We start from the raw sequence: 21,927 nt of genomic DNA, 5'->3' as shown, positions 1-21,927 counted from the left end.
TGTGCGGTTATGGTCTGCGGTGCACGCTCAGGGAACATACGCCTTTCGCACAGACGCAAAAGCGCCATCCCTTGCAGGCTCAGCGAGGGCGATTACGCACCTCATCCCTGAGGTGCGCCCGTTGCCGGTCCAACGCGTTGCGTTGTTCAAAAACGCTCCCGGCGTTTTTATCCGGGCGGCGCGATGCTTTTCTACAGGCGTATGCTCCCATCACTATAAGTGCGTAAGTTTCCTCGGGCTGAGGAGCGGTTTGTTTGGCTGGTTGTGGGGATTTGTGCGGTGAGTGCGTGGTCGCAGGCGCAGGTTTTATTAGCTGGCTCAGTACAGAGGTTGTAACTGGCCCGAAGGCCAGTACAGGAAGTTACCAGTCATACTGCCATTCAAATCCCGGGATCAGAGGGGGAGGCTGACCCGCAGGATGGGGCTATCAGGCCCCGGTTTTTCCCAGGTTGGCGTCAAATGTTTGCCAGCTTTCACGCATATCCACTACGCTGCGGGTTTTGCGCGCCTCATCGATTTTTATGGCGGTGAGGCCCGCTTCCAGCGCGTCCACGACTGAAACTTTCAGCGGTGTTCCCTGTTTAATATGTTTAACGATCTCTTCGGCCATCAGCGCATCTGCGCCGTAGTGGCCATCATAAGCGTTGCCGCTGTAGGCGGTGTCGACCTCTTTCTCACCGCTGCGCGCGTTATGTACACGGAAGTAGTTTCGTACGAAGTCGCCTTCCGCCATGCCGTCAGTGCCCATGACACAGAAACGGCGGAACTCATCCGGCACGTTCAGGTTGGCGTGGAAGGCGAGTGTTGCGCCGCCTTCGTACTCAATCAGGGCAGTCTGGTAGTCGACGATATCAGCGTCGCTGTCGAAGACGGCGTCGGTGCTCGACCAGCCGCTGGGTTTCACGTGGTAGAGCTCTGACTCCGCGGTGATCGCACCCTGCGGCGCATGCGCGGGGGTAAAGGATTTCCGGCCACCAAAGCTGGCGACGCGGATCGGACGCTCCTGTAACAGCCCCTGGTAGAGGTCGATGTCGTGGCAACATTTTTCCAGAATATAGGGACCGGCGTACTTCTCCAGACGTCGCCAGTCGCGCTGGAAGAATGCGCCGTGGTAAGGCTTGATATGTTCTGTCGCCTCGATCGAGGTGATCTCACCCAACTGTCCGGCATCGCGTGCCGCCAGCAGATCGTGATAGAGCGGGGAGTAACGCAGCACCAGACCAACCAGAATGCGTGCCTCGCCATACTGGCGCACCAGTTTCGCCATCTCCATGGTCTGCTCTTCATTAATCACCACCGGCTTTTCGGTAAACACGGTGTAGCCCGCCGCCAGCGCCTGACCCACATGTTCCAGATGCAGGAAGTTGGGTGAGCCAACCAGCACCACATCCATTCCGCCGTGTTCAAGCAGCGCGTCGATGGACGCAAAGGACTGGCCGGGCGCGATACCAAAGCTGTGCAGATTAGGCAGTCCGGCGGGCGCCGGATCGTAATAACCCACTACCGAGAAGGCGTCGTCGGCTTTGCTGAACTCTTTGATCACGTGGGACAGACGAAAGCCGAGACCGATAATGCCTACTTTCATGTTAAACCCCTGCTCCTGAAATCGGATGATGCATAGCCCGCCTGTGTCCGGACGCGCCTGTTGATAATCTGACCACCAACTTATTACGACAGAAAAACTAATGTCAATAACGTGCTGCGCATTTTGCGAGGGTGATTTTTGTTATAACCATGTAAATTAAGGGAAAAGTGTCGATATGTTTTTGCCATATTTATTTGTTATTGCGATTTAAGTTTTTTTATCCTATCGTTCGCTCATTATGGCTATAACCCTTAATCAGGGAAGGAAGCGCGTGCAACCACACTATCTCCTTGGCATTGATGGCGGCGGTACACAGTGTCGTGCGCGGTTAACCGACCTGCAGGGCCGTGTGCTGGCGGAAGCCACTGGCGGTCCAGCTAACGTCTGGTCAGATTACGACGCGGCGCTGACCTGCGTCGGGCAACTGATTGACCGGATATTGTCACACGCGGGATTAGCCCCGGAGGCTCTGGCGCAGACCGCGCTGGTTGCCGGATTAGCGGGGGCCAATGTCGCCTCGGTGCAGGCAAGGCTTGCCAGCTGGCAGCCTGCCTGTGCGGCGTTACAGGTGGTCAGCGATGTGGAAATCGCCTGTGCGGGCGCACATTCCGGCGCACCGGGCGCTGTCTTTATTATCGGCACCGGCAGTCAGGGAGCCGCGTGGGATGGCGAGCAGTTTACATTGCTGGGTGGCTGGGGCTTTGCCCTCTCTGATCAGGGATCGGGTGCTGAGCTGGGTCGTCGTGCACTGCGTCTGGCGCTGCTGGCCCATGAGGCGATCATTCCACAGAGCGCCTTTACACAGCAGCTGATGACGCAGTTTGACGACAGCCCGGAAACCATGCTGCTCTGGACGCGCTCAGCGACGCCTGCAGACTGGGCCCGCGTAGTGCCGCGAATTTTTGCAGCCGCCGACGCAGGCGATCGTCACGCTCAGGATCTGCTGCATCAGACTGCCGCCGATATCGGCCTGATGGTGCGCCGTCTGATTGCGCTGAGCAGCGGGCGGGTGGCGCTGATGGGTGGCCTGGCCACGCCGATTCAGCGCTGGCTGGACGACGATATTCAGGCCCGGCTGGTGACGCCGCAGGGCGATGCCCTGAGCGGCGCGCTGATACTGGTGCAGCAGCTGGCGCCTGTCCGATTACCGATCTGACGCTGGCGGAGCTTCTTCCGCCAGATAACCCGAGGAACTTATGACCGCTCCCAACGTAACCGCGCGCATTCTGCGGTTGATTGTTGAAAATGCGCCGATCAGCCAGTCAGACCTGAAAGTCCGAAGCGGACTCAGCATGTCGACCGTGTCGCAGGCCACTAATCGCCTGCTGGCGCAGGAGATTGTGCAGGAGCTGGGGCTGCGTCGCGTATCAATGGGGCGGCCAAAAACCCTGCTGGGCCTCAATCCCGATCGCGCCAGCGTGATTGGCATTCAGCTCAATGCAGAACGTAATCTTATCGTCATGACCGATCTCAGCGGCAATCTGCTGGGCGAACAGCAGATGCCCACAGGCACGCTGACACCCCGCCAGCTTGGCGATGCGCTGGCGAAATTCCTGCGCGGCGTGGAGGAGAAGCGGGTGGGTGCGATTGGTCTGGCACTGTCGGGTCTGGTGGATGCTGAAAATGGCTACTGCATTCGCTCTAAAGTGCTCGACTGGGACAACGTCCCGATTGCGCGTCTGCTGGAAGAACGTTTCTCACTGCCGGTATTTATCGAGAACGACGCCAACGCGATGGCAATGGCGGCGCTGGTGTTTGGTCAGCTTGGCAATGCACAGTCGGCGGTGATCGCCACCTATGGCAAAGGGATTGGTGCGGGCATCATCCTGAATCGTCAACTCTACCGTGGTCGTCACGGCAAAGCGGGCGAGATTGGCAATGGGCTGGTGGGGGACGGCTCGCTGCGTCTGCTGGAGGATGTCGCCTCATCGCGTGCCATTCTGCAGCGGCTTGCAGCGCAGGAACCGGTGGAAGGCCTCACGTTGCAGGCGCTGGATCAGCGTCCTGCGCCTGAGGTACTGGCGGTGCTGGAAGAAGCAGGACGTGAGCTGGGCATTTCGCTGGCGAACCTGTCAGTGGCCTACGATCCGGATGTGGTTTATCTGGCGATGGAGCCGCACATGGCGTCGCGCATTCTGCTCGATCACATCACTCAGAGCTTCCAGGCCTACCGGCTTAAACTGACGCCACAGATGACGCCGCTGCAGTTCCTGACGGAATCGAACCGGATGTGGGCGCTGGGTGCGGCGGGTTTTGCCGTCAACCGGCTGCTTGATCTGCTGGCGGCGCAGGCCGATGAAGAGCCGGTCACCTGAGTGATCTCTCAAATAAAAAAACGGGCGCTGCGGCGCCCGTTTTTGTTTCCACGCGTTCTTAGCGCAGGCGCAGTCCCTGCTCATCAAACAGCAGGCAGTGCGCGGCAGAAAAGCCCAGTTCAACCTGGGTTCCGAGCTCGCGCGTCGTCGCCTCGCGCTCTTCCACGACCAGCATCTGTTCACGCCCGATATCCAGGTAGAGATAGTTGGTATGACCCAGCATCTCGCCATAAGCCAGCTCGCCGTGAAAGCGCAATGCGTCCGGCGTCTGCGCGGCAGGCTGGAAATGTTCAGGACGAATGCCCAGCGTGACGGTTTGTCCCTCGCGGCAGTCGGCGGCGATTTTCAGCACCAGCCCCTCAATCTTCAGTTCCGGCACCCGCAGTTGCACTTCCCCCGCGCCCGTGGCGCTGATTTCCGCCCGCAGAAAGTTCATTTTTGGTGAGCCGATAAAACCGGCGACAAACAGATTATCCGGGTCGTGATAAAGCGTCAGCGGTGCACCGACCTGCTCAATGCGGCCCTGACGCAGCACCACGATGCGGTCAGCCAGCGTCATTGCCTCCAGCTGATCGTGGGTGACATAAATCATGGTGTTGCCAAGCGAGGCGTGCAGCCGGGCAATCTCAATGCGCATCTGCAGGCGCAGCTCTGCATCAAGGTTAGAGAGTGGCTCATCAAACAGGAAGATGCGCGGATGACGGATAATCGCCCGGCCAATTGCCACGCGCTGTCGCTGTCCGCCAGAGAGCGCACGCGGCAGGCGGTCGAGCAGTTCGGTGAGATGCAGGCGGGCGGCCGTCTGGGCTATCGCCTCGTTAATCTCCGCTTTGGACTTTTTCATTACCTCCAGCGGATACGCCAGGTTGCCGCGCACCGTCATGTTGGGGTAGAGCGCATAAGACTGAAACACCATAGCAATGCCGCGCTCAGTGGCGGGCTGCTGTGTCATGTCCTGCTCCTCAATCAGCAACTGCCCGCTGCTGATCTCCTCCAGCCCGGCGATCATCCGCAGCAGCGTCGACTTGCCGCAGCCAGATGGCCCAACAAACACGACAAATTCGCCACTGTTTATCGTCAGATCGATGCCATGAATGACATTGACGTGTTCATACGACTTCTTCACATTCTGCAAGCGCAGGCTGGTCATCGGCTACCTCACTCAGAGTAACTGGCCCATGTAGATGGCATTGCTGCGCATGATTGGGGTAAACCCCATGCGCGCATAGAAGGCACAAACCTGCTCGTTCTGCAGGCTGACGCCAAGATGAACACCACTGACGCCAGCAGCGCGGAGCGCCGCCAGTTCATGCTCAATCATCCGGCGACCCCAGCCGCCTTTCTGTGCCGCCGGCAGCAGGTTGATATGCAGATGAGCAGGCCACTGCGTCACCAGGATCTCAGCGGCCTGCTCGGGATGGCGTATCGAATCGAGCACTTTGCTGTCGAGCGGGGCACTGGCGCTGCGATCGCGATATTTCTCCTGCAACTGCGGCCACCATTCGGCCTGAAGCTGCGCTTCAAACGCGCGGGTATCCGGCGCGGCGACCACGTAACCCTGTACCTCACCGTCCTGCTCCAGTACAAAAGCAAAGTCCGGCGCAAAATGCGCATAGGGCACGGCAAAACGCTGGCCGGGATAGTCAGGATCGGAGTAGAGCGCGCGGGCATCGCCGCCCGCATCGGCTGTTTCCAGGCAGATGCGGTAGAGCGCCGGGTAGTCCGCCGGTGTGGCCGGACGAATGACACCTTGATTCGCCATGGTGAGTTCTCGTGAGTGAGGGAACCGGTCAGGGATTGAACAGCTCCGCAGGTAAAAGTTACGTTAATGAAAGTGGACTTAGTTTTCAAGATAGAATAATTACCTTATCGCACTAACGCAGGCGGTTCGGCAATGTTTACCGGCATCGGGATGCACAACTGTGATCGCCAACACGCCCGGAACAGGGCGGCTGGCGGCAGATTCACGGCCGGTCAAAAGAGAAAAGTGTGAGCGTGATAGGATTTTCATATGTTTTATCAGGACGTTATTTTGCGATTATTCCTCTGGCATCTCCTGCTGCAGAAAAAGTGGCTGGCGACGTGCCGCCACGGTTAATGGTGTAAATGCCAGCGCGGCGTGCTGATTTTCACGCCATGTCACTGTTTATTTGCGCGTGCTCACAGCCTGACAATTCGGTCGGCAGGCTGTTTGACTTTATTTTTCTATTAAAGTAAGTATGAGTGAGTGCGTTTGTGTGCGGCTGCAGCCTGCAGGATGTCAGGCGGTGAGATGAAAGGATGCCGACCCTGGTCTGAAGAAGGTGAGCATAATGTCTGTTTCTTCCGTTCGTTCGTTCCGAATTCGCAATGTGGGTCGGCTGCTGGTAGCGGGCCTGCTGGCGGGCAGCGTCTCTCATGCCGCCCACGCTGCTGTCACTCTGAATGAGTGGGATATCTACAACTACCCTGAGCAGACCGCTGCGGTGGATGAAGGGATTAAAGAGTTCTCACAGCAGAATCCCGGCATCGTGATTAACCGCTCGGTTCACTCCTTTGAAGATACCCGTATTCCGCTGAAGCTGGCACTGACTGCCGGTGATGGCCCGCAGATCGCCCAGGTCAACCAGGGCGGCGGCGATATGGGTTCGCTGGTTAAAGATAAGCTGTTGCTGCCGCTCGATAGCTATGCCGCCAGCGACGGCTGGACTACCCGCTTCCCGGACTCGATTCTGAAACGTAACCGCTGGTCAGACAGCGGCGAGTTTGGTAGCGGCAAGCTGTATGGCATCGCCAGCCTGGGCGAAATGGTCGGGCTCTATTACAACAAAGCGGTGCTGGACAAAGCGGGCATTGCGGTGCCGAAAACGCTGGCTGAGCTGGAGAGTGCCATGGCGAAGCTGAAACAGCAGGGCACCGCGCCGATGATGCTCGGCCTGCTGGATGGCAACATGGGCCAGCAACTGCTTAGCACGCTGTGGCAGGCGCAGATTGAAAGCCATGACCGCAAGACGCTGGATAATCTGATTTACGATGTGGGCGGCACCTTCAAAGACAGCAAGCTGGTCAATGCCGCCACGATGATGAAGAGCTGGACCGACAAAGGCTACTTCTTCCCTGGCTTCCAGGGCATTGGTCACGACGATGCGGCGACGCTGTTCCAGAACGGTCAGGCTGCGTTCCTGGTCAGCGGCACGTGGTATCTCGGCCAGTTTAAAGACAACAAAGATATTCACTTCGCCGCGATGCCTGCCGGTGAAGGCGTGAAACAGCCGCTGATGGTGGGCGGGACCGATCTGGCGTTCTCAATTACCAGCACCGCCAAAGGCAAAGATCAGCAGGAAGGTGCAGCGAAGTTCATCAACTATATGGTCTCTGATGCCATGGCGAACCGCTGGCTGAAAGTGGGCTTCCTGCCGGCCAGCACGAACAAAGCGGCCAAAATGCCAGCGGATAATCCGCTGCTGGCGGAAGCGTATCAGGTCTGGCTGACGCTCAACGACTACGACGGTTTAGGCCACTACGTGGACTGGGCAACACCGACCATGAACGCCGAGCTGAATCAGAACGTCCAGCTGCTGCTGGCGGGTCGTCAGACCCCCGATCAGATGGTGGTGAATTTTGATAACAACTATCAGCGTTACCTGAAAACCCTGAAGCATTAAGCCGGAGGCCCGGCGAACAGCCGGGCCTGAGCATCGTTCTGAACCACGAGTAGGGTTATGTTGAATTTAAGCAGCTGGCGTAATTTCCTCTATGTTCTGCCTGCGGTGCTGGTCTATGCGGTGTTTCTGCTCTTCCCGCTGCTGGCCTCGCTGGGCATCAGTTTTACCGAATGGGACGGCACCTCACTGCCGGTGTTTAGTGGCATCAGCAACTACATGCGGATGTTCAGCGATCCGGTGTTCTGGATTGCGCTGGGCAATAACGCCATCCTGATGCTGTTCTATACCCTGTTGCCGATTGGCGTCGGCCTGCTGCTCTGCAGCTTTCTGTATGACACGCGCAACAATAACGAACGTAGCGTGCTGCGCATTCTCTTCTTCCTGCCCTATATCATGCCAATGGCGGTGCTGGGTGTAGTATGGCGCTGGCTCTATAACCCGGCGTTTGGCCCCATCGACCAGATATTACGCGCGATCGGATTGCCCCAGCTGGCGCTCTCCTGGCTGGGTGATTTTACCTGGGCGCTGCCCGCTGTCGGTCTGGTCGCGACCTGGTACTTCTTCGGCTTCTGTCTGGTGCTGTTTATGGCAGGCCTGCAGCGTATGGATCCCTCACTGCTGGAAGCCGCCGATCTGGATGGCTCATCGCGCCGTCAGAAATTTATGCGTATTACGCTGCCCGGCCTGCGGCCCGAGCTGCGGATTGCGCTGCTGCTGACGGTGATCGCCAGCCTGAAAGCCTTTGACCTGGTCTATGTGATGACGCAGGGCGGCCCAGGCACCTCCACCATGGTCACCAACATCTTTATGTATAAGCAGGGCTTTGACCTGCACTACTTTGGCTACGCCTCGTCGGTGGCGGTGTTCAGCATGATTATTGTTTTAGGGATCAACTATCTGATTCATCTGGCCTTAAAGGAGCGTTACTGATGCGAAGCACGCCGGTGATTTCACGCGCGCTGATCTGGATCGTAGCGCTGATGACGATTCTGCCGTTTCTGATGGCGCTGATGACCTCGTTTAAAACCCAGATGGAGCTGTTTCAGGGCATCTTCACGCTGCCAGCCTCGCTGAATTTCAAAAACTACGTGACCGCGTGGCAGCAGGGGCATTTTAACGTCTACTTCCTCAACTCGGTGCTGGTGGTGATTCCGGTCGTACTGTTCAGCGTGCTGCTGGGTATTCTGGCTGGTTTTGGTTTCGCCTGGCTGAAGATCCCTGGTAAAAAAGTGATTGGGGCGATGCTGGCCCTGGGGATGGTGCTGCCGAGTGAAGCCTTTATCATTCCGCTCTATCACGAGCTGCGCTGGATGGGGCTCACCAACACCTATCTGGCGCTGATCCTGCCGCAAATCGCCCTGTCGCTGCCCTTTACCACGCTGATGATCGCCAGCGCGTTTCAGCAGGTGCCGAAAGAGCTGGTAGAAGCGGCGGTGATGGATGGGGCGTCGCGGGTCAAAATTCTGTGGGGCATTCTGGTGCCGGCAATCTGGCCAACGCTGTCGACGCTGGGGCTGCTGCTGTTTATCTGGACCTGGAACGAGTTTCTGATCCCACTGATTCTGGTCAACAAGGATGAGCTGCGCACGCTGCCGATTGGCATGATGTTTTTCCAGAACAAAAACACCATCGACATTCCGGTGCTGATGGCGGGCGCAATGATTGTGATTATGCCGCTGATCGTGGTGTTCCTGATTTTCCAGCGCAAGTTTATCAGCGGCGTCACTGAAGGGGCCGTGAAGTAATTTGTGATATCCCGCACGAAACGGCGTACTGGCGACCAGACAAAGGTTTCCCGCGCCGTGTCGTGCTGGAATTTCTCTTCCTCAATCCTGCGGGAGACGCATGATGCACCTTTCCCTTGCTGATTTTCATCCTGTCGCCGATGGCGAAACCCCGGACACGGCCGTGCTGCAGCGCGCCATGGATCAGATTGCGGCGGCCGGCGGGGGGCGTCTTACCTTGCCTGCCGGGCGTTATCGCAGCGGCTGCCTGAATCTGCCATCTGATTTTGAACTGCACCTGGAAGCGGGTGCGGTGCTGATCGCCAGTCCGCGGCTGGCTGACTACCAGGCGGTGCAGGCACTCAGCTGTGCTGAGAAGTCCCATAACGTGCTGCTCTATGCGCTGGGCCAGCGCAATATCACTATCAGCGGCACTGGCCGCATCGATGGCGAGGGTGAAGCCTGGTTCGCCGCTGAGCGGGATGAGCAGGGTTATCGCCTGCCGCGTCCTGACCGGCCGCGCATTATCGTGTTTGAAGATTGCGAGCAGGTGACGCTGACCGCCTTTACCATCGTGCAGGCGCCGATGTGGACGGTGCATCTGGTGAGCTGTCGCCATGTGCATATCGACCATCTCACTATCGACAACGCCATGACCATGCCGAATACCGATGCGCTGGATATTGACGGATGCGAGGCGGTATTTGTCAGCAACAGCTACCTCAGTGCCGCCGATGACGCTATCTGCATTAAAACCACCCACAAACCGGCCGCGCTGCGGCGTCCGGCGCGGCAGATTATGATCACCAACTGTCTGCTGCGCAGTTACAGCTGCGCCTTTAAAATCGGCACCGAAACCTGGGATGATGTGGAAGATGTCACGGTAACCGGCTGCACTATTTTTGATTCCAACCGGGGCATCGGCATTCTGTCGCGTGACGGCGGTGCGATACGCCGTCTGCTGTTCAGTAACCTGACTTTTGCCTGTCACCACGCGCCGCCCTGTCACTGGGGCAAAGCCGATCCGCTGCATATTTCGGTGCGCCGCCGCGATCCTGCCATCACGCCTGGCATCGTTGAGCAGGTGCAGTTCAGCAACATGACAGGTGTAGCAGAAGGGGCGGTTAACCTGCATGCGGCAGAACCGGGCTGGATACGCGATGTGGTTATCAGCCAGCTTCAGATGCGGCAGACCGTGTCGCCGATGACGCAGGGACACTATGACGTGCGACCACCCTGTAACCCCGACTCACCGACCGGCATGGGGCTGGATAACGCCTACAAACTTGACCCGAAAACCGGTGAAGCCTTTGGCGTAGAGCGCTATCCCGGCGGTTTGCCGGGCCTGTTTGCGCGCGGGGTAGAGAACCTGCAACTGCACAACCTGGTGATCAACAGGCCCGCGCCGTTACCGCCAGGCTGGCATGCTGAATGCGTGGTGCAGTTGCCGGACTGATTTACAGCGCGGCGGCGATGGCCGCGCCGAGCTCTTCGGTGCTGGCGTTGCCGCCGAGGTCGCGCGTCAGATGCTCTCCCGCCGCCAGCGTACGTTCAATTGCATTTAACACCGCATCACCCGCCGCTTTGTAGCCGAGATGCTCCAGCATCATCGCCCCACACCAGATCTGCCCGATAGGATTGGCGATGCCTTTGCCTGCGATATCCGGCGCAGAACCGTGAACCGGCTCAAACAGGCTGGGAAACAGGCCTTCCGGGTTAATATTGGCGGAGGGCGCAATGCCAATGGTGCCGGTACAGGCCGGGCCGAGATCGGAGAGGATATCCCCAAACAGGTTGCTGGCCACCACTACATCAAACCAGTCCGGGTGCAGCACGAAGTTGGCGGTAAGAATATCAATATGATACTTGTCGACGCGAACCTCGGGGAACTGGCCGGACATCGCTTCGACGCGGCTGTCCCAGTAAGGCATGGTGATAGCGATGCCGTTGGATTTGGTGGCGGAGGTCATGTGCTTCTTCGGCCGGCTCTGCGCCAGCTGATAAGCAAACTTCAGGATGCGGTCAACACCAGTGCGCGTCATCACCGTCTCCTGAATCACCACTTCACGGTCGGTGCCAGGAAACATGGTGCCACCCACGCTGGAGTATTCACCTTCGGTGTTTTCACGCACCACATAGAAGTCGATGTCGCCAGGCTGACGGTTTGCCAGCGGCGCTTTCACCCCTGGCATCAGTCGCACCGGACGCAGATTGACGTACTGGTCGAACTCACGGCGGAACTGTAGCAGCGAGCCCCACAGTGAAACATGGTCGGGCACCACATCGGGCCAGCCGACCGCGCCAAAATAAATCGCGTCAAAGGCTTTCAGCTGCGGAAACCAGTCGTCAGGCAGCATTTTGCCATGCTGCTGCCAGTAGTCAGCGCTGGCGTAATCGAACCACTCCCAGCGCAGCGGAATGTTAAATTTCTCAGCAGCCGCATTCATTACACGGACGCCTTCCGGCATCACTTCTTTGCCGATGCCATCGCCAGGGATCACAGCAATAGAGTAGATTTTATCAGTCACAGGGCACCTTTCCGGTTGATGTTCGAATTGTGTACGCAGTATAACTGTCGATTCCGGGGAAATAATGAGCCTGAAAGGCAATCCATTGTTGAATCAAAGTAGAGAATCCCGCACCTCCACTGATGACTTAGCCTTCTTTGTTCGCCTGGCCGCGCTGGATAGTCTGACTGCGGCGGCGCGCGAACTGGGCCTGTCACTGGCAGCGGTAAGCAAACGTCTGAGCCAGCTGGAGCAGCGCCTTGGTGTGCAATTGCTGCGCCGCACCACACGCCGGCTGGAACTGACGCCGGAAGGCCGCCGTTATCTGGCGGGCGCGCGTCCGCTGCTGGATCAGCTTGCGGCGCTGGAAGAGGCGGTCAGCGGTGAAACAGCCCAGCTGCGCGGCACCCTCAACATCAACGCCTCCTTTGGTTTTGGCCGTCGCCATATCGCGCCCTGCGTCTCGGCTTTTGCCGCGCTGCATCCGCAGCTCTCACTGTCGTTACAACTCAGCAGCCAGCCGCTTAATTTTCTTGATGCGCACATGGATATCGATATCCGCGTTGGGGAGCCGCCTGACTCGCGGCTGGTGGCACGCAAACTGCGAACCAATCCGCGTATCCTCTGCTGTTCGCCCGCCTATGCTGCCCGGCACGGCCTGCCTGCCACTGTGCGCGATCTGGCGCAGCACAACTGCATTTTATTGCGTCAGCACGACAGCGATTTTACCCTGTGGCGGATGACCTGCGGTGAACAGAGCATCAGCCAGAAAGTGCGCGGCAGCCTGATCACCAACGATGGTGAAGTAGCGATGCGGCTGGCGATGGATGGACATGGCATTCTGCTGCGTTCCTGGTGGGATGCGCAACACAGCCTGGCTGCGGGCGAATTGTTGCCGGTGCTACCGGACTGGCAGGCACCTGATGGTGATATCTTTGCGGTCTGGCAGGCGCAACGCCAGCTTCCTGCTCGTATTACCGCGTTTGTGGCGTTTTTGCAGAATAATCTTCAGGTTGTTGATTAGTTGAGGTTTTATATTGAGCGGCGGGCACGGAAAATCGCCTGTGGACAATAAATATACCGCATTAAGCTGATTCGGTTGCTTCAGGGTGCCGTTGCGTTTACACCCTTTTTAGTGATGCGTATGATTCTCATTCTTTTTCTTCCCTGCCTGCCCGCTGTGTTGCGGCCTGCCGGGAGCAGCAGATGGATAGGGGATTTAACTATGAAAGCGTTGTTCAGCTCGCGTAAAGCGGCACTCGCACTGGCGATAGTCACCACCTTCAGCCTGACGGCGTGCCAGATGAGAGCAAAAAAAGTGGATGGCAATGCGCTGATGGTGATGCAGCCCTCCAGCCCCGATAATCTGATTCAGCGCGAGCTGGGCGACGGATTATATGAGATGGCGTATCTGCCCGCCAAAAATACGCTCTATGTGGCCAGTGCGCCCGAGGGCAAGGATATCAGTGGCGGCATGATCTATCGTCTTGATGGCACCACACTGCAAAGCACCGGGGCGGGGCATTACGATCTGAAAAATGCGGGTCTGAGCAGTGGACAGGATGGCAGCGCGCTTTACACCACCCAATCAGTGGATGGTGGCATCGCTAAGATCGATCCCGATACCGGCAACGTGCTGAAGCGCCTGATGTTTGACGAGAAGAATGAGAAAGGATCGCCGGTGAAAACCCGCGAGATCTTTCTGCATGACGGGCTGCTCTATGTCGGCGGCGCAGACGAACCTGGCGTGATCTGGGTCGTTGATGCGAAAACCCTGACGCTGAAAGCCCGGATTAAAAATGCTGGCAAAGGTGTCACAGGCATTATCTTCTCGCCAGTCAGCGATCGCATTTATGCGGCGAACGGCAGTGGTGAAATCCTGGTGATCAATCCGCGCAATCACAAAATCGAGCAGCGCCTGACGGCAGGTGATGGACAGGACACTCAGTTCCTGAATATGGCAGAAGATCCGGCAACCGGTCGCCTGTTTGTCACGGATAACGCCAAAGAGAAAAATATCCTGGTGTTTGATGAGCGCAGCGGCAAGGTGATTCAGCGTCTTGATCCAGGCGATTCAGTGGGGATTAAGTTTAACGGTAAGCGCAATGAGATTTATATCAGCCAGCGCGAATCGAAGAAGGTGCTGCAGCTGGATGGCACCACGTATGAAGTGAAAAACAGCTGGTCGTTTGAGGGGCATCCAGAAAGCCTGCTGGTCTCACCGGACGGCCAGACACTGTATGTGACTCTGAAGCAGGGCTTCAATGACGACCACAGCCATCGGCTTCTGGATGGCGTGGCGCGTATCACGCTGCAATAAAAAAGGCGGCATCGCTGCCGCCTGAAATCTTACTTAGCCACACCCTCGACCAGCACCACGCGATAGTTCGCGCCTTTCAGACGGTGCGCTTTGGCAGCCTGATATTCCGGGCTGTCATACCATGCATGTGCTTCTTCACGGCTCGCGAATTCCAGAATTACCACACCTTCTGCTTCCTGACCTTCCAGCGTTTCCAGCTCGCCATAAAAGGCGAGAGGATTGATCTGATGATCGCCGCGCGCCTGGCCCGCTTTCTCGGCGTAGATCGCCATTTCGTCCTGGTTCAGGGTGTTATCACGAATAAATACAACGTATGCACTCACAGGTCTCTCCTTACGCTTTTTTATCCTGGGTTTCGGTATCGAAGTCAGCCGCATCATGACGCTCATGCAGCTGATCGGCCGGGTCGCCCATGACGCGGTTGACCTTGCGGCCACGAATAACGGCAGGACGCTGTGCGATCTCTTTCGCCCAGCGCACCACATTTTTATAGGACTGCACATCCAGGAATTCGGCTGCGCCATACTGGTCATTCAGCACCATGTTGCCGTACCACGGCCAGGTGGCGATGTCAGCGATGGTGTAGTCATCACCCGCCAGATAGCGGTTATCAGCCAGCCGACGATCCAGCACATCAAACTGACGCTTCGCTTCCAGTGTGAAGCGGTTGATGGCGTACTCAATTTTTTCTGGCGCGTAGTGATAGAAATGACCGAAACCGCCGCCGAGATAAGGCGCTGAGCCCTGCAGCCAGAACAGCCAGTTCAGGGTTTCAGTACGGCCAGCGATATCTTTCGGCAGGAAGTAGCCAAACTTTTCCGCCAGATAGAGCAGGATATTGCCGGATTCAAATACCCGAATCGGCGGCGTTGCGGAGTGGTCGCTCAGCGCAGGGATTTTCGAGTTCGGGTTCACATCGACAAAACCGCTGGAGAACTGATCACCTTCGCCGATACGGATCAGCCAGGCATCATATTCAGCATCGTTGACGTTAAGTGCCAGCAGCTCTTCCAGCAGGATGGTGACTTTCTGGCCGTTAGGCGTGCCGAGCGAATAGAGCTGTAAAGGATGTTTACCGACCGGCAACGCTTTTTCATGGGTGGGACCTGCAAACGGACGATTAGTTTTCGCGCCGTTACCTTTGGCTTCAGGGTCCCAGGTCCAGACTTTTGCGGGCTGATATGCATTTTCCGACATAATGAAAGTTCGCCTTATGGTGTGGTATTGGTCTGGAGTGTAGCAGGTGCTGCAAAGGGGGTTTAACTCTGCTGGCTGTGCGAGGGTGTGCTAAAACGGGGCGAGCTCAGGCGGGTCGCGGCATCAGAGAAAAGTGAATAAAAGTGTGTCAGGCGGGGCGTTTGTTGTCCTGAACAGACATTACCGTGCAGCCAGCCATGACTGCACGGCAGGTCGGTTACAGCAGTTCGCGCTCAATCAGTTCGCGGGTTTCAATCGCCTGAACTTTCATCTTTTCCGGATAGCCAAACAGAGACGCTGCGATGATCGGTTCACCGCCGACTTTATGGGTGCGGGTAGCAAAGCCGGTGTCGCGCAGCGTTTTGAACAGGGTATCGAAGTCCACTTCGCCTTCGCCCACGCCAACATGCTGGTGGATGGTGGCATCCACGCCTGGCGGGTTAACGATATAGCGACAGTGTTTTGTATGGTTCATGGTATCGGCGATCAGCATGTGCGACAGATCGTCACCCGCGTACTCCAGCATCGGTTTCACATCCCCTTTGCCTTTGTCATAGAAGAAAGTGTGTGGCGCGCTGTAGATATACTTTACGTTATCGCTGCGGAACGACTTCACGATATCCACGGTTTCGTTGTTCTCTTCGCAGAAATCCCACGGATGCGCCTGAATTTCGACGCGGATGCCTTCACGTTCGATGATCGGCAACAGCTCTTCCATTGAGCGATAGAACATCTCTTCACAGATTTCCGGTTCGTTAGGGGTGCCGGAGAGTTCGGTGTTAATCACCTGCACACCCATCTCAACCGCAATCTCAATCATCCGCTTCCAGTTCTTCACCGCTGCCTGACGGCGCAGCTCATCCGGACCTGACCATCGGTAAACAACGATAAACGAGGAGATCTCCAGCCCGGTGGCGCTTAACGCATTTTTGTACTCGGTGATGATTTCACGGCTGGCTTTAGGATGTTTATAAAACGGGTTGATCTGCGGATGTGGCGACTGTTCGATATATTTGTATCCCCAGTCGGCCACCTGATGAACCATACGGGTGATGCCTAAATCTTTGATTACATCCACATCAAAAGCGATTTTCATCTTTCTGCTCCGGGCACATTAAAGTTGCTGTTCTTCATTGAAGGTGATGCCAATCTGCTGCCTGACGTTGTCCATCGCAGCCAGGGTGATAATCGCCTGGTCAAGCGAATGGACAGGGGAGTCGGTCAGGTTCTGGCCGATACACCAGGCGAAGTGGTTAATTTCATGGCTGAGCTGTTCATACCGATTAGTGGGTTCCTGCCATTGCAGGCGGTGACGCCGGTCGCTGGAGGTCAGGGTAAAGTCACCAGGCGCATAGAACTGGCCCGCCAGCTCCAGCGTGGCGTCGCGACCGGCGATCACCGCACCGCCTGGCGTGTTGCTGAACAGCGTGGTATTCAGCACCGATTGCATGCCGTGCCGATGGGTAAACAGCATCGACGTCTGACCGTTAACGCGGCCATTCGGGACGGGCTGACCACGGGCGACGATCGTTTCAGGCGCACCGCCGCCCACAAACACACTCAGCGCCACCAGATAACTGCCGAGGTCAAGCATTGGGCCGCCCGCCAGATCGGCATTGAAAATGCGATGATCCGGCGTGAAAAACTCACCATGATCGGCAATCAGGGTGTGGACCTCACCGGGTACGCCATCCTCCAGCAACTGACGAATAACGTCATACTTCGGCGTGAAGTTGCACCACATCGCCTCCATGCAGAGCAGGTTCGCGGCAGCGGCGGCCTGTTTAAGCTGCGTTGCCTGCTGCGCATTCAGTGCCAGCGGCTTTTCAATCAGCAGAGACTTTCCGGCGGCAATCGCGCGCAGACCGTCGGGGAAATGGTGGTTGTGAGGCGTAGCGATATAGACCGCATCAACATCCTCCCGCGCCAGCAGCGCATCCAGGCTGCCTGTGGCATGGCCGATTGCCCATTTGTCAGCAAAGGCCTGTGCTTTTACCGGGTCACGTGCGGCGACTGCCGTGATCTGCTGCCGGGTATGCCGACGTAGAGCATGGGCAAAATGATCGGCTATCCAGCCCGGCCCGATAATGCCCCAGCGCAGACGCGGAACCTGGCTGGCATCCGTTATGCGTGGAGCCGGAAGCGTTGAAGGGAACATAGCTTTTCCTTTTTTACGTACGGGCAGGTGGTGCTCAGGACTCCACTATAGAAAGCCCGCCGTCGTCGCTCTAACCTTTTAATGATGTGATCCCATCAACCGAATCGGTGTGGGATTTTTATCCGTTTTAGCAAATAGATGTTTTGAAGAGAATGCAGAAAGAAATGAATGTTTCATTTTGCGAGGGTGATCAAGGTTAGCACTGATTTTCTATCAAAAAAATGAGAGGAAATGGCCGTGTCACGATAAAGTGTTGATGGCTTATTTAACAGAATCTAAAAGCGTAGCCGTCAGCTAACGCTACCGATAGCAGCAGGGAGAAGGATAATGTCTAAAGTGACGATGACCGCGATCGCGCAGGCGGCGGGCGTGGGTGTGGCGACGGTAGACCGGGTGCTGAACCGCCGTGCGCCGGTTCGCAGCGTGACTGAGCAGAAGGTGCTGGCGGCGGCGCGCGAGCTGGGTTATCGCCTGACGCAGGCACACAGTCAGGCCATCCCGACGCTGGCTGAGGCTCCACTGCGCGTGAGCTTTATCCTGCTGCCTGCCCGCTATTCATTTTATCAGCAACTGGGCGAAGCGCTGAATCAGCAGCTTAAGATGCAGCAGCCACAGGGCCGCGAACCTGAATTCTGCTGGCATGACATTCACGAAGTGGACGCGGTGGCGCAGTCGCTGCGTCAGCTGGCTCAGCGCAGCGATGTGATTGCGCTGGTGGCGCTGGACCATCCGCTGATTCGTCACGCCATTCAGGATGTGTCACGACTGGGTGTACGAGTCTACGCGCTGTTCTCCGATTTCTCGCCCTGTGAGCATGCGGGGTTTATCGGCATTGATAATCAAAAAGCGGGGCGCACTGCCGCATGGATGGCGCAGCATCTGCTGCGTAAGCCGGGATGCGTCGGAGTACTGCTGGGCGATCACCGCTTTACCTGCCAGGAGAGCAGCGAGATCAGTTTTCGCTCCTATCTGCGTGAGTCGGGCATCAGTCAGCGGGTACTGGAACCGTTAAAGACTTATGAGTCGTCAGAGGGTGGCTATCAGGCAACCCGCCAATTGCTGGAGACCCATGATGATCTGGTGATGATTTATGCGCCCTGCGGCGGCATAGAGGGTGTGGTGCGGGCGCTGCGTGAGAGCGGGCGCCGGGAGATCGATCTGCTGTGCCACGGTCCGCTGCCGGGTGATGAACTGGCGCTGATTGACGGCACCATCACGCTGATGCTGCGTCATCGCCTTGATGCCATGGCAGAGGCGGTCATACATACCTGTCTCCACAGCCGATCGGAGCAGCACGACCATTTTGCGCAGGTCACCGTTCCGTTTGAGATCGTGACGCGTGAAAACCTGTAAAAAGAGCAGGTTAGCCTATGTTTGATAGTAATCTATCATTTATCGCAATTTTTAAACGCGATCTCTATCAAAAAATGAAACTTTCATTGTTGTCCAGGATGAAATTTTTATTTGATACTGCCCGCAGTTCTCACTGCACAGGCAGATATCATGACCTTTCATATTGCTAATGCGCCCTGTAGCTGGGGCGTGGATGATCCCGCTAATCCCTGGCTACCGCCGTTTCACAAAGTCCTGACCGAGGCCGCGCAGGCTGGCTACCCCAGCATCGAACTCGGCCCCTGGGGTTATCTGCCAGTGAATGCCGATGAGCTGACCCGGCAGCTTAATGCCCACTCGCTTTCGCTGGTGGCGGGGACGATTTTTGATGATTTAGTCAGTGAGGCGCATTTTCCGGCGCTGGTGACGCTGACTCACAATTTGTGTCGCACGCTCGCCAGCGTGCCGACAGCCGCCAGAACACCTGGAGCCAGCGCGCCTTATCTGGTGATCATCGACTTCGGCAATCCGGAGCGGGCGAAATATGCGGGTCAGTCAGAAAAAGCGCCACGCCTTTCCGCGGATGACTGGCAGTGCATGATGCAGCACATCACTATTCTGAGCGAGATTGCCTGGCAGGAGTATGGCGTGCGGCCAGTGATCCATCCGCATGCGGGTGGCTGCATAGAGTTTGCCTATGAGCTGGCGCAGCTGGTCTCTGACATTCCGCATGAGGTCGCTGGTTTATGCCTGGATACGGGCCATCTCTATTACGCCGGCATGGATCCGGTGGCGTCGCTGGAACAGTACTGGTCGCGCATCGATTACCTTCATTTTAAAGACGTCAATCAGCAGATCTGGCGTGACGCGCTCTCTCGCGGACTCGACTTTTTCACCGCCTGCGCACAGGGCGTGATGTGTCCGCTCGGGCAGGGCGCAATCGACTATCCGGCGGTGCGTAGGCTGCTGACTGAGCGTAATTATCAGGGCTGGATCACCATCGAACAGGAGCGTGATCCGCGCCATGCCGACACCAGCCTGCGGGATGTTAAAGCCAGCCTGGACTATCTCCGATCAACCGGATTCTGAGGACAACAGCATGATTAACGGTAAAAAAGCGGCTAATCGCTCACTGCGCTGGGGCATGATCGGTGGCGGCGGCACCAGTCAGATTGGATATATCCATCGTTCGGCGGCACAGCGTGACGGTAACTTTGTGCTGCTGGCGGGCGCGTTTGATCTTGATGCGGTACGTGGGCGCGAGTTCGGTCAGGCGCTGGGTGTGGCACCTGAACGCTGTTATCCCGATTATGCCAGCCTGTTCGCCGGGGAAGCAGGGCGCGAAGATGGCATAGAAGCGGTGTCGATCGCCACACTTAACAATACCCATTTCGCCATCTGTCGGGCGGCACTCAATGCCGGGCTACATGTTGTATGCGAGAAGCCGCTCTGTTTTACGGTCGAAGAGGCCGATGAGCTGGAGCAGCTAAGTCGTGAGAAGCAGAAAATTATTGGCGTCACTTATGGTTATGCCGGGCATCAGTTGGTTCATCAGGCCAGAGAGATGATTGCCGAAGGGGCCCTGGGAGAGATCCGCATCGTGAATATGCAGTTTGCTCATGGCTTCCATAATGAAGCGGTGGAGCTACAGAGTGAAAGCACCCGCTGGCGGGTCGATCCGCGTTTTGTTGGCCCGAGTTACGTGTTAGGCGATCTGGCGACGCATCCGCTATTTATCGCTGAAACGATGTTGCCGCAGTTAAAAGTGACGCGTCTGCTCTGTTCCCGCCAGAGCTTTGTCACGTCGCGTGCACCACTGGAGGATAACGCCTTTGTGATGATGGAGTATGACAACGGCGCGGTCGGCACGCTCTGGGCGTCGGCGGTAAATGCCGGATCGATGCATGGGCAGAAGATCCGCGTGGTCGGATCGAAGGCCAGTCTGGAGTGGTGGGATGAGCAGCCAAACCAGCTGCGATACGAAGTGCAGGGCGAACCCGTGCGGATTCTGGAGCGCGGCATGGGCTATCTCAGCCCGCGTGCGCTGGAAGAGGACCGCATTGGCGGAGGGCACACCGAGGGATTATTTGAAGCCTGGTCGAATCTTTATCGTCGCTTCGCACTGGCAATGGATGCGACCGATCGCCACGACTCTGCCTTTCTGAAGGATTTCTGGTATCCCGATGTGCATGCCGGATTAGCGGGCGTGCGCTGGGTGGCGCAGTGCGTGAAATCAGCGGACGCCGGAGCGGTGTGGGTGGCGTGCTGAAGCGAATATAACGTGAGCGAGCAGACTTTACGGCTGCGGTATAAAGTTAAGCGCTATCTCCTGTGACTGAGCATAAACCGGTTGGATATGGGCCAGACAGCCCGTATTGGCCGGTTAATTTACTTAAAGCCCGGAACGATGGCTGACAGGAAAAGTAAGCAGCAGAGCATGAGGGGTTCCAGAAATCCGATTACCTGTGCAGAGATATAGTACCTGGACGCATGACCGCCGGAGCATTAAATAATTCTGTTAAACGCTGCACATCTCATCATTGTCTGACTCACTCTGTCTGCATCCGAACGATTGTTGTTCCTGCTCATGTTTATTCAGCAGCGGCTAACATGTGCAGGTCGCAGACGTGATTTCTATTTCCCCCTCATTCATATCGTGTCATTGCACGCGTCATTTCACTATTCCGGAAACAATCTGTTAACCAGCGTTGTCATTTTAGTTCCGCAAAATAAATAACACCGATATAACCAAACGATTAATTTTTATTGAAACACAGTAAATGCTGTTTGTTTTTTTAAATATTTATCTTCTCCTGCTTCCCGTTTATTGAATAAAGCCATAAATCAGATATTTCGCGCAACTGATGGAAAATCGTACTGCTTAGTGATTAATGTAAATCAGCCGCTTACTGCACACCCTTATTCTGTAAGACCTTATCGGGATTCGCAGGAAAATTCTTATAAATCATCATGATGATTCGGGCTTGTTAAAATCAGCATCGGTAATATTCTGTTACATCTTTCCGTTTACGCTCAGGCATTCAACGTTCCTACACTCCGCCTACTGGGTTTTATCTGAATTTTTCATTTCAGACAAATGACTCAGAAATACCGTGTCGACATGCTGGTGAAGGGAATGCGCCCG

Annotated in this window: 19 protein-coding genes; 11 read left to right on the top strand and 8 right to left on the bottom strand. The window is 56.6% G+C overall.

Annotated elements, in window-relative coordinates; translation table 11 throughout:
* Positions 1-427: 427 nt before the first annotated feature.
* Positions 428-1,585 carry a Gfo/Idh/MocA family protein gene (locus EE896_RS17450; protein WP_003855673.1) on the bottom strand — a complete coding sequence of 386 codons (1,158 nt, stop codon included), beginning with the start codon at positions 1,583-1,585 and terminating at the stop codon, positions 428-430.
* 271 nt (positions 1,586-1,856) lie between these two features.
* On the opposite strand from EE896_RS17450, the gene EE896_RS17445 reads away from it, so the two are divergent.
* Together EE896_RS17445 and EE896_RS17440 are read left to right on the top strand one after the other, a co-directional pair.
* Positions 1,857-2,741, top strand: coding sequence for a glucosamine kinase nucleotide-binding domain-containing protein (locus tag EE896_RS17445; protein WP_140916111.1), 885 nt, complete (start codon positions 1,857-1,859; stop codon positions 2,739-2,741).
* Positions 2,742-2,781: 40 nt separating this feature from the next.
* Positions 2,782-3,900: an ROK family transcriptional regulator gene (locus EE896_RS17440; protein WP_003855670.1), complete on the top strand. Its 1,119-nt coding sequence runs from the start codon at positions 2,782-2,784 to the stop codon at positions 3,898-3,900.
* Positions 3,901-3,958: 58 nt separating this feature from the next.
* On the opposite strand, the gene EE896_RS17435 is transcribed toward EE896_RS17440, so the two are convergent.
* Entirely contained in the window at positions 3,959-5,050 is a 1,092-nt protein-coding gene (locus EE896_RS17435) for an ABC transporter ATP-binding protein (RefSeq protein ID WP_003855669.1), read from the bottom strand.
* Positions 5,051-5,062: 12 nt separating this feature from the next.
* Positions 5,063-5,662, bottom strand: a complete 600-nt coding sequence (locus EE896_RS17430; protein ID WP_003855666.1) for a GNAT family N-acetyltransferase — start codon at positions 5,660-5,662, stop codon at positions 5,063-5,065.
* A gap of 550 nt (positions 5,663-6,212) precedes the next feature.
* Between EE896_RS17430 and EE896_RS17425 the strand changes: the two genes are divergently transcribed.
* The 4 genes from EE896_RS17425 to EE896_RS17410 all read left to right on the top strand — a co-directional run bounded on the left by EE896_RS17425 (position 6,213) and on the right by EE896_RS17410 (position 10,724).
* The gene (locus tag EE896_RS17425; protein WP_003855662.1) at positions 6,213-7,544 is read left to right on the top strand and encodes an extracellular solute-binding protein; all 1,332 of its coding nucleotides are present in this window, start codon (positions 6,213-6,215) and stop codon (positions 7,542-7,544) included.
* A 57-nt stretch (positions 7,545-7,601) separates the two neighbouring features.
* Positions 7,602-8,474 (top strand): carbohydrate ABC transporter permease, encoded by an 873-nt coding sequence (locus EE896_RS17420; protein WP_003855659.1) that lies wholly within the window; start codon positions 7,602-7,604, stop codon positions 8,472-8,474.
* Complete coding sequence (locus tag EE896_RS17415) at positions 8,474-9,289, top strand: carbohydrate ABC transporter permease (RefSeq protein WP_003855657.1); 816 nt, start codon at positions 8,474-8,476, stop codon at positions 9,287-9,289. Before EE896_RS17420 ends, EE896_RS17415 begins: the two co-directional genes overlap by 1 nt.
* Positions 9,290-9,392: 103 nt before the next feature.
* A complete protein-coding gene (locus EE896_RS17410; protein ID WP_003855653.1) occupies positions 9,393-10,724 on the top strand; it encodes a glycoside hydrolase family 28 protein in 1,332 nt (443 codons plus the stop codon).
* A 1-nt stretch (position 10,725) separates the two neighbouring features.
* On the opposite strand, the gene EE896_RS17405 is transcribed toward EE896_RS17410, so the two are convergent.
* Positions 10,726-11,796 (bottom strand): tartrate dehydrogenase, encoded by a 1,071-nt coding sequence (locus EE896_RS17405; protein WP_003855651.1) that lies wholly within the window; start codon positions 11,794-11,796, stop codon positions 10,726-10,728.
* 64 nt (positions 11,797-11,860) lie between these two features.
* On the opposite strand from EE896_RS17405, the gene EE896_RS17400 reads away from it, so the two are divergent.
* Positions 11,861-12,799 (top strand): LysR family transcriptional regulator, encoded by a 939-nt coding sequence (locus EE896_RS17400; protein ID WP_003855649.1) that lies wholly within the window; start codon positions 11,861-11,863, stop codon positions 12,797-12,799.
* A gap of 201 nt (positions 12,800-13,000) precedes the next feature.
* A complete protein-coding gene (locus tag EE896_RS17395; RefSeq protein ID WP_140916112.1) occupies positions 13,001-14,095 on the top strand; it encodes a YncE family protein in 1,095 nt (364 codons plus the stop codon).
* Positions 14,096-14,124: 29 nt separating this feature from the next.
* On the opposite strand, the gene EE896_RS17390 is transcribed toward EE896_RS17395, so the two are convergent.
* The 4 genes from EE896_RS17390 to EE896_RS17375 all read right to left on the bottom strand — a co-directional run bounded on the left by EE896_RS17390 (position 14,125) and on the right by EE896_RS17375 (position 17,450).
* Positions 14,125-14,418 (bottom strand): DUF1330 domain-containing protein, encoded by a 294-nt coding sequence (locus EE896_RS17390; RefSeq protein WP_003855645.1) that lies wholly within the window; start codon positions 14,416-14,418, stop codon positions 14,125-14,127.
* A 10-nt stretch (positions 14,419-14,428) separates the two neighbouring features.
* Complete coding sequence (gene yghU, locus EE896_RS17385) at positions 14,429-15,292, bottom strand: glutathione-dependent disulfide-bond oxidoreductase (protein ID WP_039660633.1); 864 nt, start codon at positions 15,290-15,292, stop codon at positions 14,429-14,431.
* A 217-nt stretch (positions 15,293-15,509) separates the two neighbouring features.
* Complete coding sequence (locus EE896_RS17380) at positions 15,510-16,388, bottom strand: sugar phosphate isomerase/epimerase family protein (protein WP_003855643.1); 879 nt, start codon at positions 16,386-16,388, stop codon at positions 15,510-15,512.
* An 18-nt stretch (positions 16,389-16,406) separates the two neighbouring features.
* Positions 16,407-17,450, bottom strand: coding sequence for a Gfo/Idh/MocA family protein (locus EE896_RS17375; protein WP_039660631.1), 1,044 nt, complete (start codon positions 17,448-17,450; stop codon positions 16,407-16,409).
* Positions 17,451-17,777: 327 nt separating this feature from the next.
* On the opposite strand from EE896_RS17375, the gene EE896_RS17370 reads away from it, so the two are divergent.
* The 3 genes from EE896_RS17370 to EE896_RS17360 all read left to right on the top strand — a co-directional run bounded on the left by EE896_RS17370 (position 17,778) and on the right by EE896_RS17360 (position 21,051).
* Positions 17,778-18,803, top strand: a complete 1,026-nt coding sequence (locus EE896_RS17370) for a LacI family DNA-binding transcriptional regulator (protein WP_039660629.1) — start codon at positions 17,778-17,780, stop codon at positions 18,801-18,803.
* A 150-nt stretch (positions 18,804-18,953) separates the two neighbouring features.
* Positions 18,954-19,871, top strand: a complete 918-nt coding sequence (locus EE896_RS17365) for a TIM barrel protein (protein WP_140916114.1) — start codon at positions 18,954-18,956, stop codon at positions 19,869-19,871.
* 10 nt (positions 19,872-19,881) lie between these two features.
* The gene (locus tag EE896_RS17360) at positions 19,882-21,051 is read left to right on the top strand and encodes a Gfo/Idh/MocA family protein (RefSeq protein ID WP_140916115.1); all 1,170 of its coding nucleotides are present in this window, start codon (positions 19,882-19,884) and stop codon (positions 21,049-21,051) included.
* Positions 21,052-21,927 lie beyond the last annotated feature (876 nt).

This window comes from Pantoea eucalypti (assembly GCF_009646115.1).
Lineage (GTDB): Bacteria > Pseudomonadota > Gammaproteobacteria > Enterobacterales > Enterobacteriaceae > Pantoea > Pantoea eucalypti.
This window is presented reverse-complemented; position numbering and strand designations above follow the sequence as displayed.

Excerpts from the sequence above, each read along its gene's own strand:
- EE896_RS17450 (WP_003855673.1), bottom strand. The coding sequence starts at position 1,585 with ATGAAAGTAGGCATTATCGGTCTCGGCTTTCGTCTGTCCCACGTGATC.
- EE896_RS17440 (WP_003855670.1), top strand. The coding sequence starts at position 2,782 with ATGACCGCTCCCAACGTAACCGCGCGCATTCTGCGGTTGATTGTTGAA.
- EE896_RS17435 (WP_003855669.1), bottom strand. The coding sequence starts at position 5,050 with ATGACCAGCCTGCGCTTGCAGAATGTGAAGAAGTCGTATGAACACGTC.
- EE896_RS17430 (WP_003855666.1), bottom strand. The coding sequence starts at position 5,662 with ATGGCGAATCAAGGTGTCATTCGTCCGGCCACACCGGCGGACTACCCG.
- EE896_RS17425 (WP_003855662.1), top strand. The coding sequence starts at position 6,213 with ATGTCTGTTTCTTCCGTTCGTTCGTTCCGAATTCGCAATGTGGGTCGG.
- EE896_RS17420 (WP_003855659.1), top strand. The coding sequence starts at position 7,602 with ATGTTGAATTTAAGCAGCTGGCGTAATTTCCTCTATGTTCTGCCTGCG.
- EE896_RS17415 (WP_003855657.1), top strand. The coding sequence starts at position 8,474 with ATGCGAAGCACGCCGGTGATTTCACGCGCGCTGATCTGGATCGTAGCG.
- EE896_RS17410 (WP_003855653.1), top strand. The coding sequence starts at position 9,393 with ATGCACCTTTCCCTTGCTGATTTTCATCCTGTCGCCGATGGCGAAACC.
- EE896_RS17400 (WP_003855649.1), top strand. The coding sequence starts at position 11,861 with ATGAGCCTGAAAGGCAATCCATTGTTGAATCAAAGTAGAGAATCCCGC.
- EE896_RS17395 (WP_140916112.1), top strand. The coding sequence starts at position 13,001 with ATGAAAGCGTTGTTCAGCTCGCGTAAAGCGGCACTCGCACTGGCGATA.
- yghU (WP_039660633.1), bottom strand. The coding sequence starts at position 15,292 with ATGTCGGAAAATGCATATCAGCCCGCAAAAGTCTGGACCTGGGACCCT.
- EE896_RS17380 (WP_003855643.1), bottom strand. The coding sequence starts at position 16,388 with ATGAAAATCGCTTTTGATGTGGATGTAATCAAAGATTTAGGCATCACC.
- EE896_RS17375 (WP_039660631.1), bottom strand. The coding sequence starts at position 17,450 with ATGTTCCCTTCAACGCTTCCGGCTCCACGCATAACGGATGCCAGCCAG.
- EE896_RS17370 (WP_039660629.1), top strand. The coding sequence starts at position 17,778 with ATGTCTAAAGTGACGATGACCGCGATCGCGCAGGCGGCGGGCGTGGGT.
- EE896_RS17365 (WP_140916114.1), top strand. The coding sequence starts at position 18,954 with ATGACCTTTCATATTGCTAATGCGCCCTGTAGCTGGGGCGTGGATGAT.
- EE896_RS17360 (WP_140916115.1), top strand. The coding sequence starts at position 19,882 with ATGATTAACGGTAAAAAAGCGGCTAATCGCTCACTGCGCTGGGGCATG.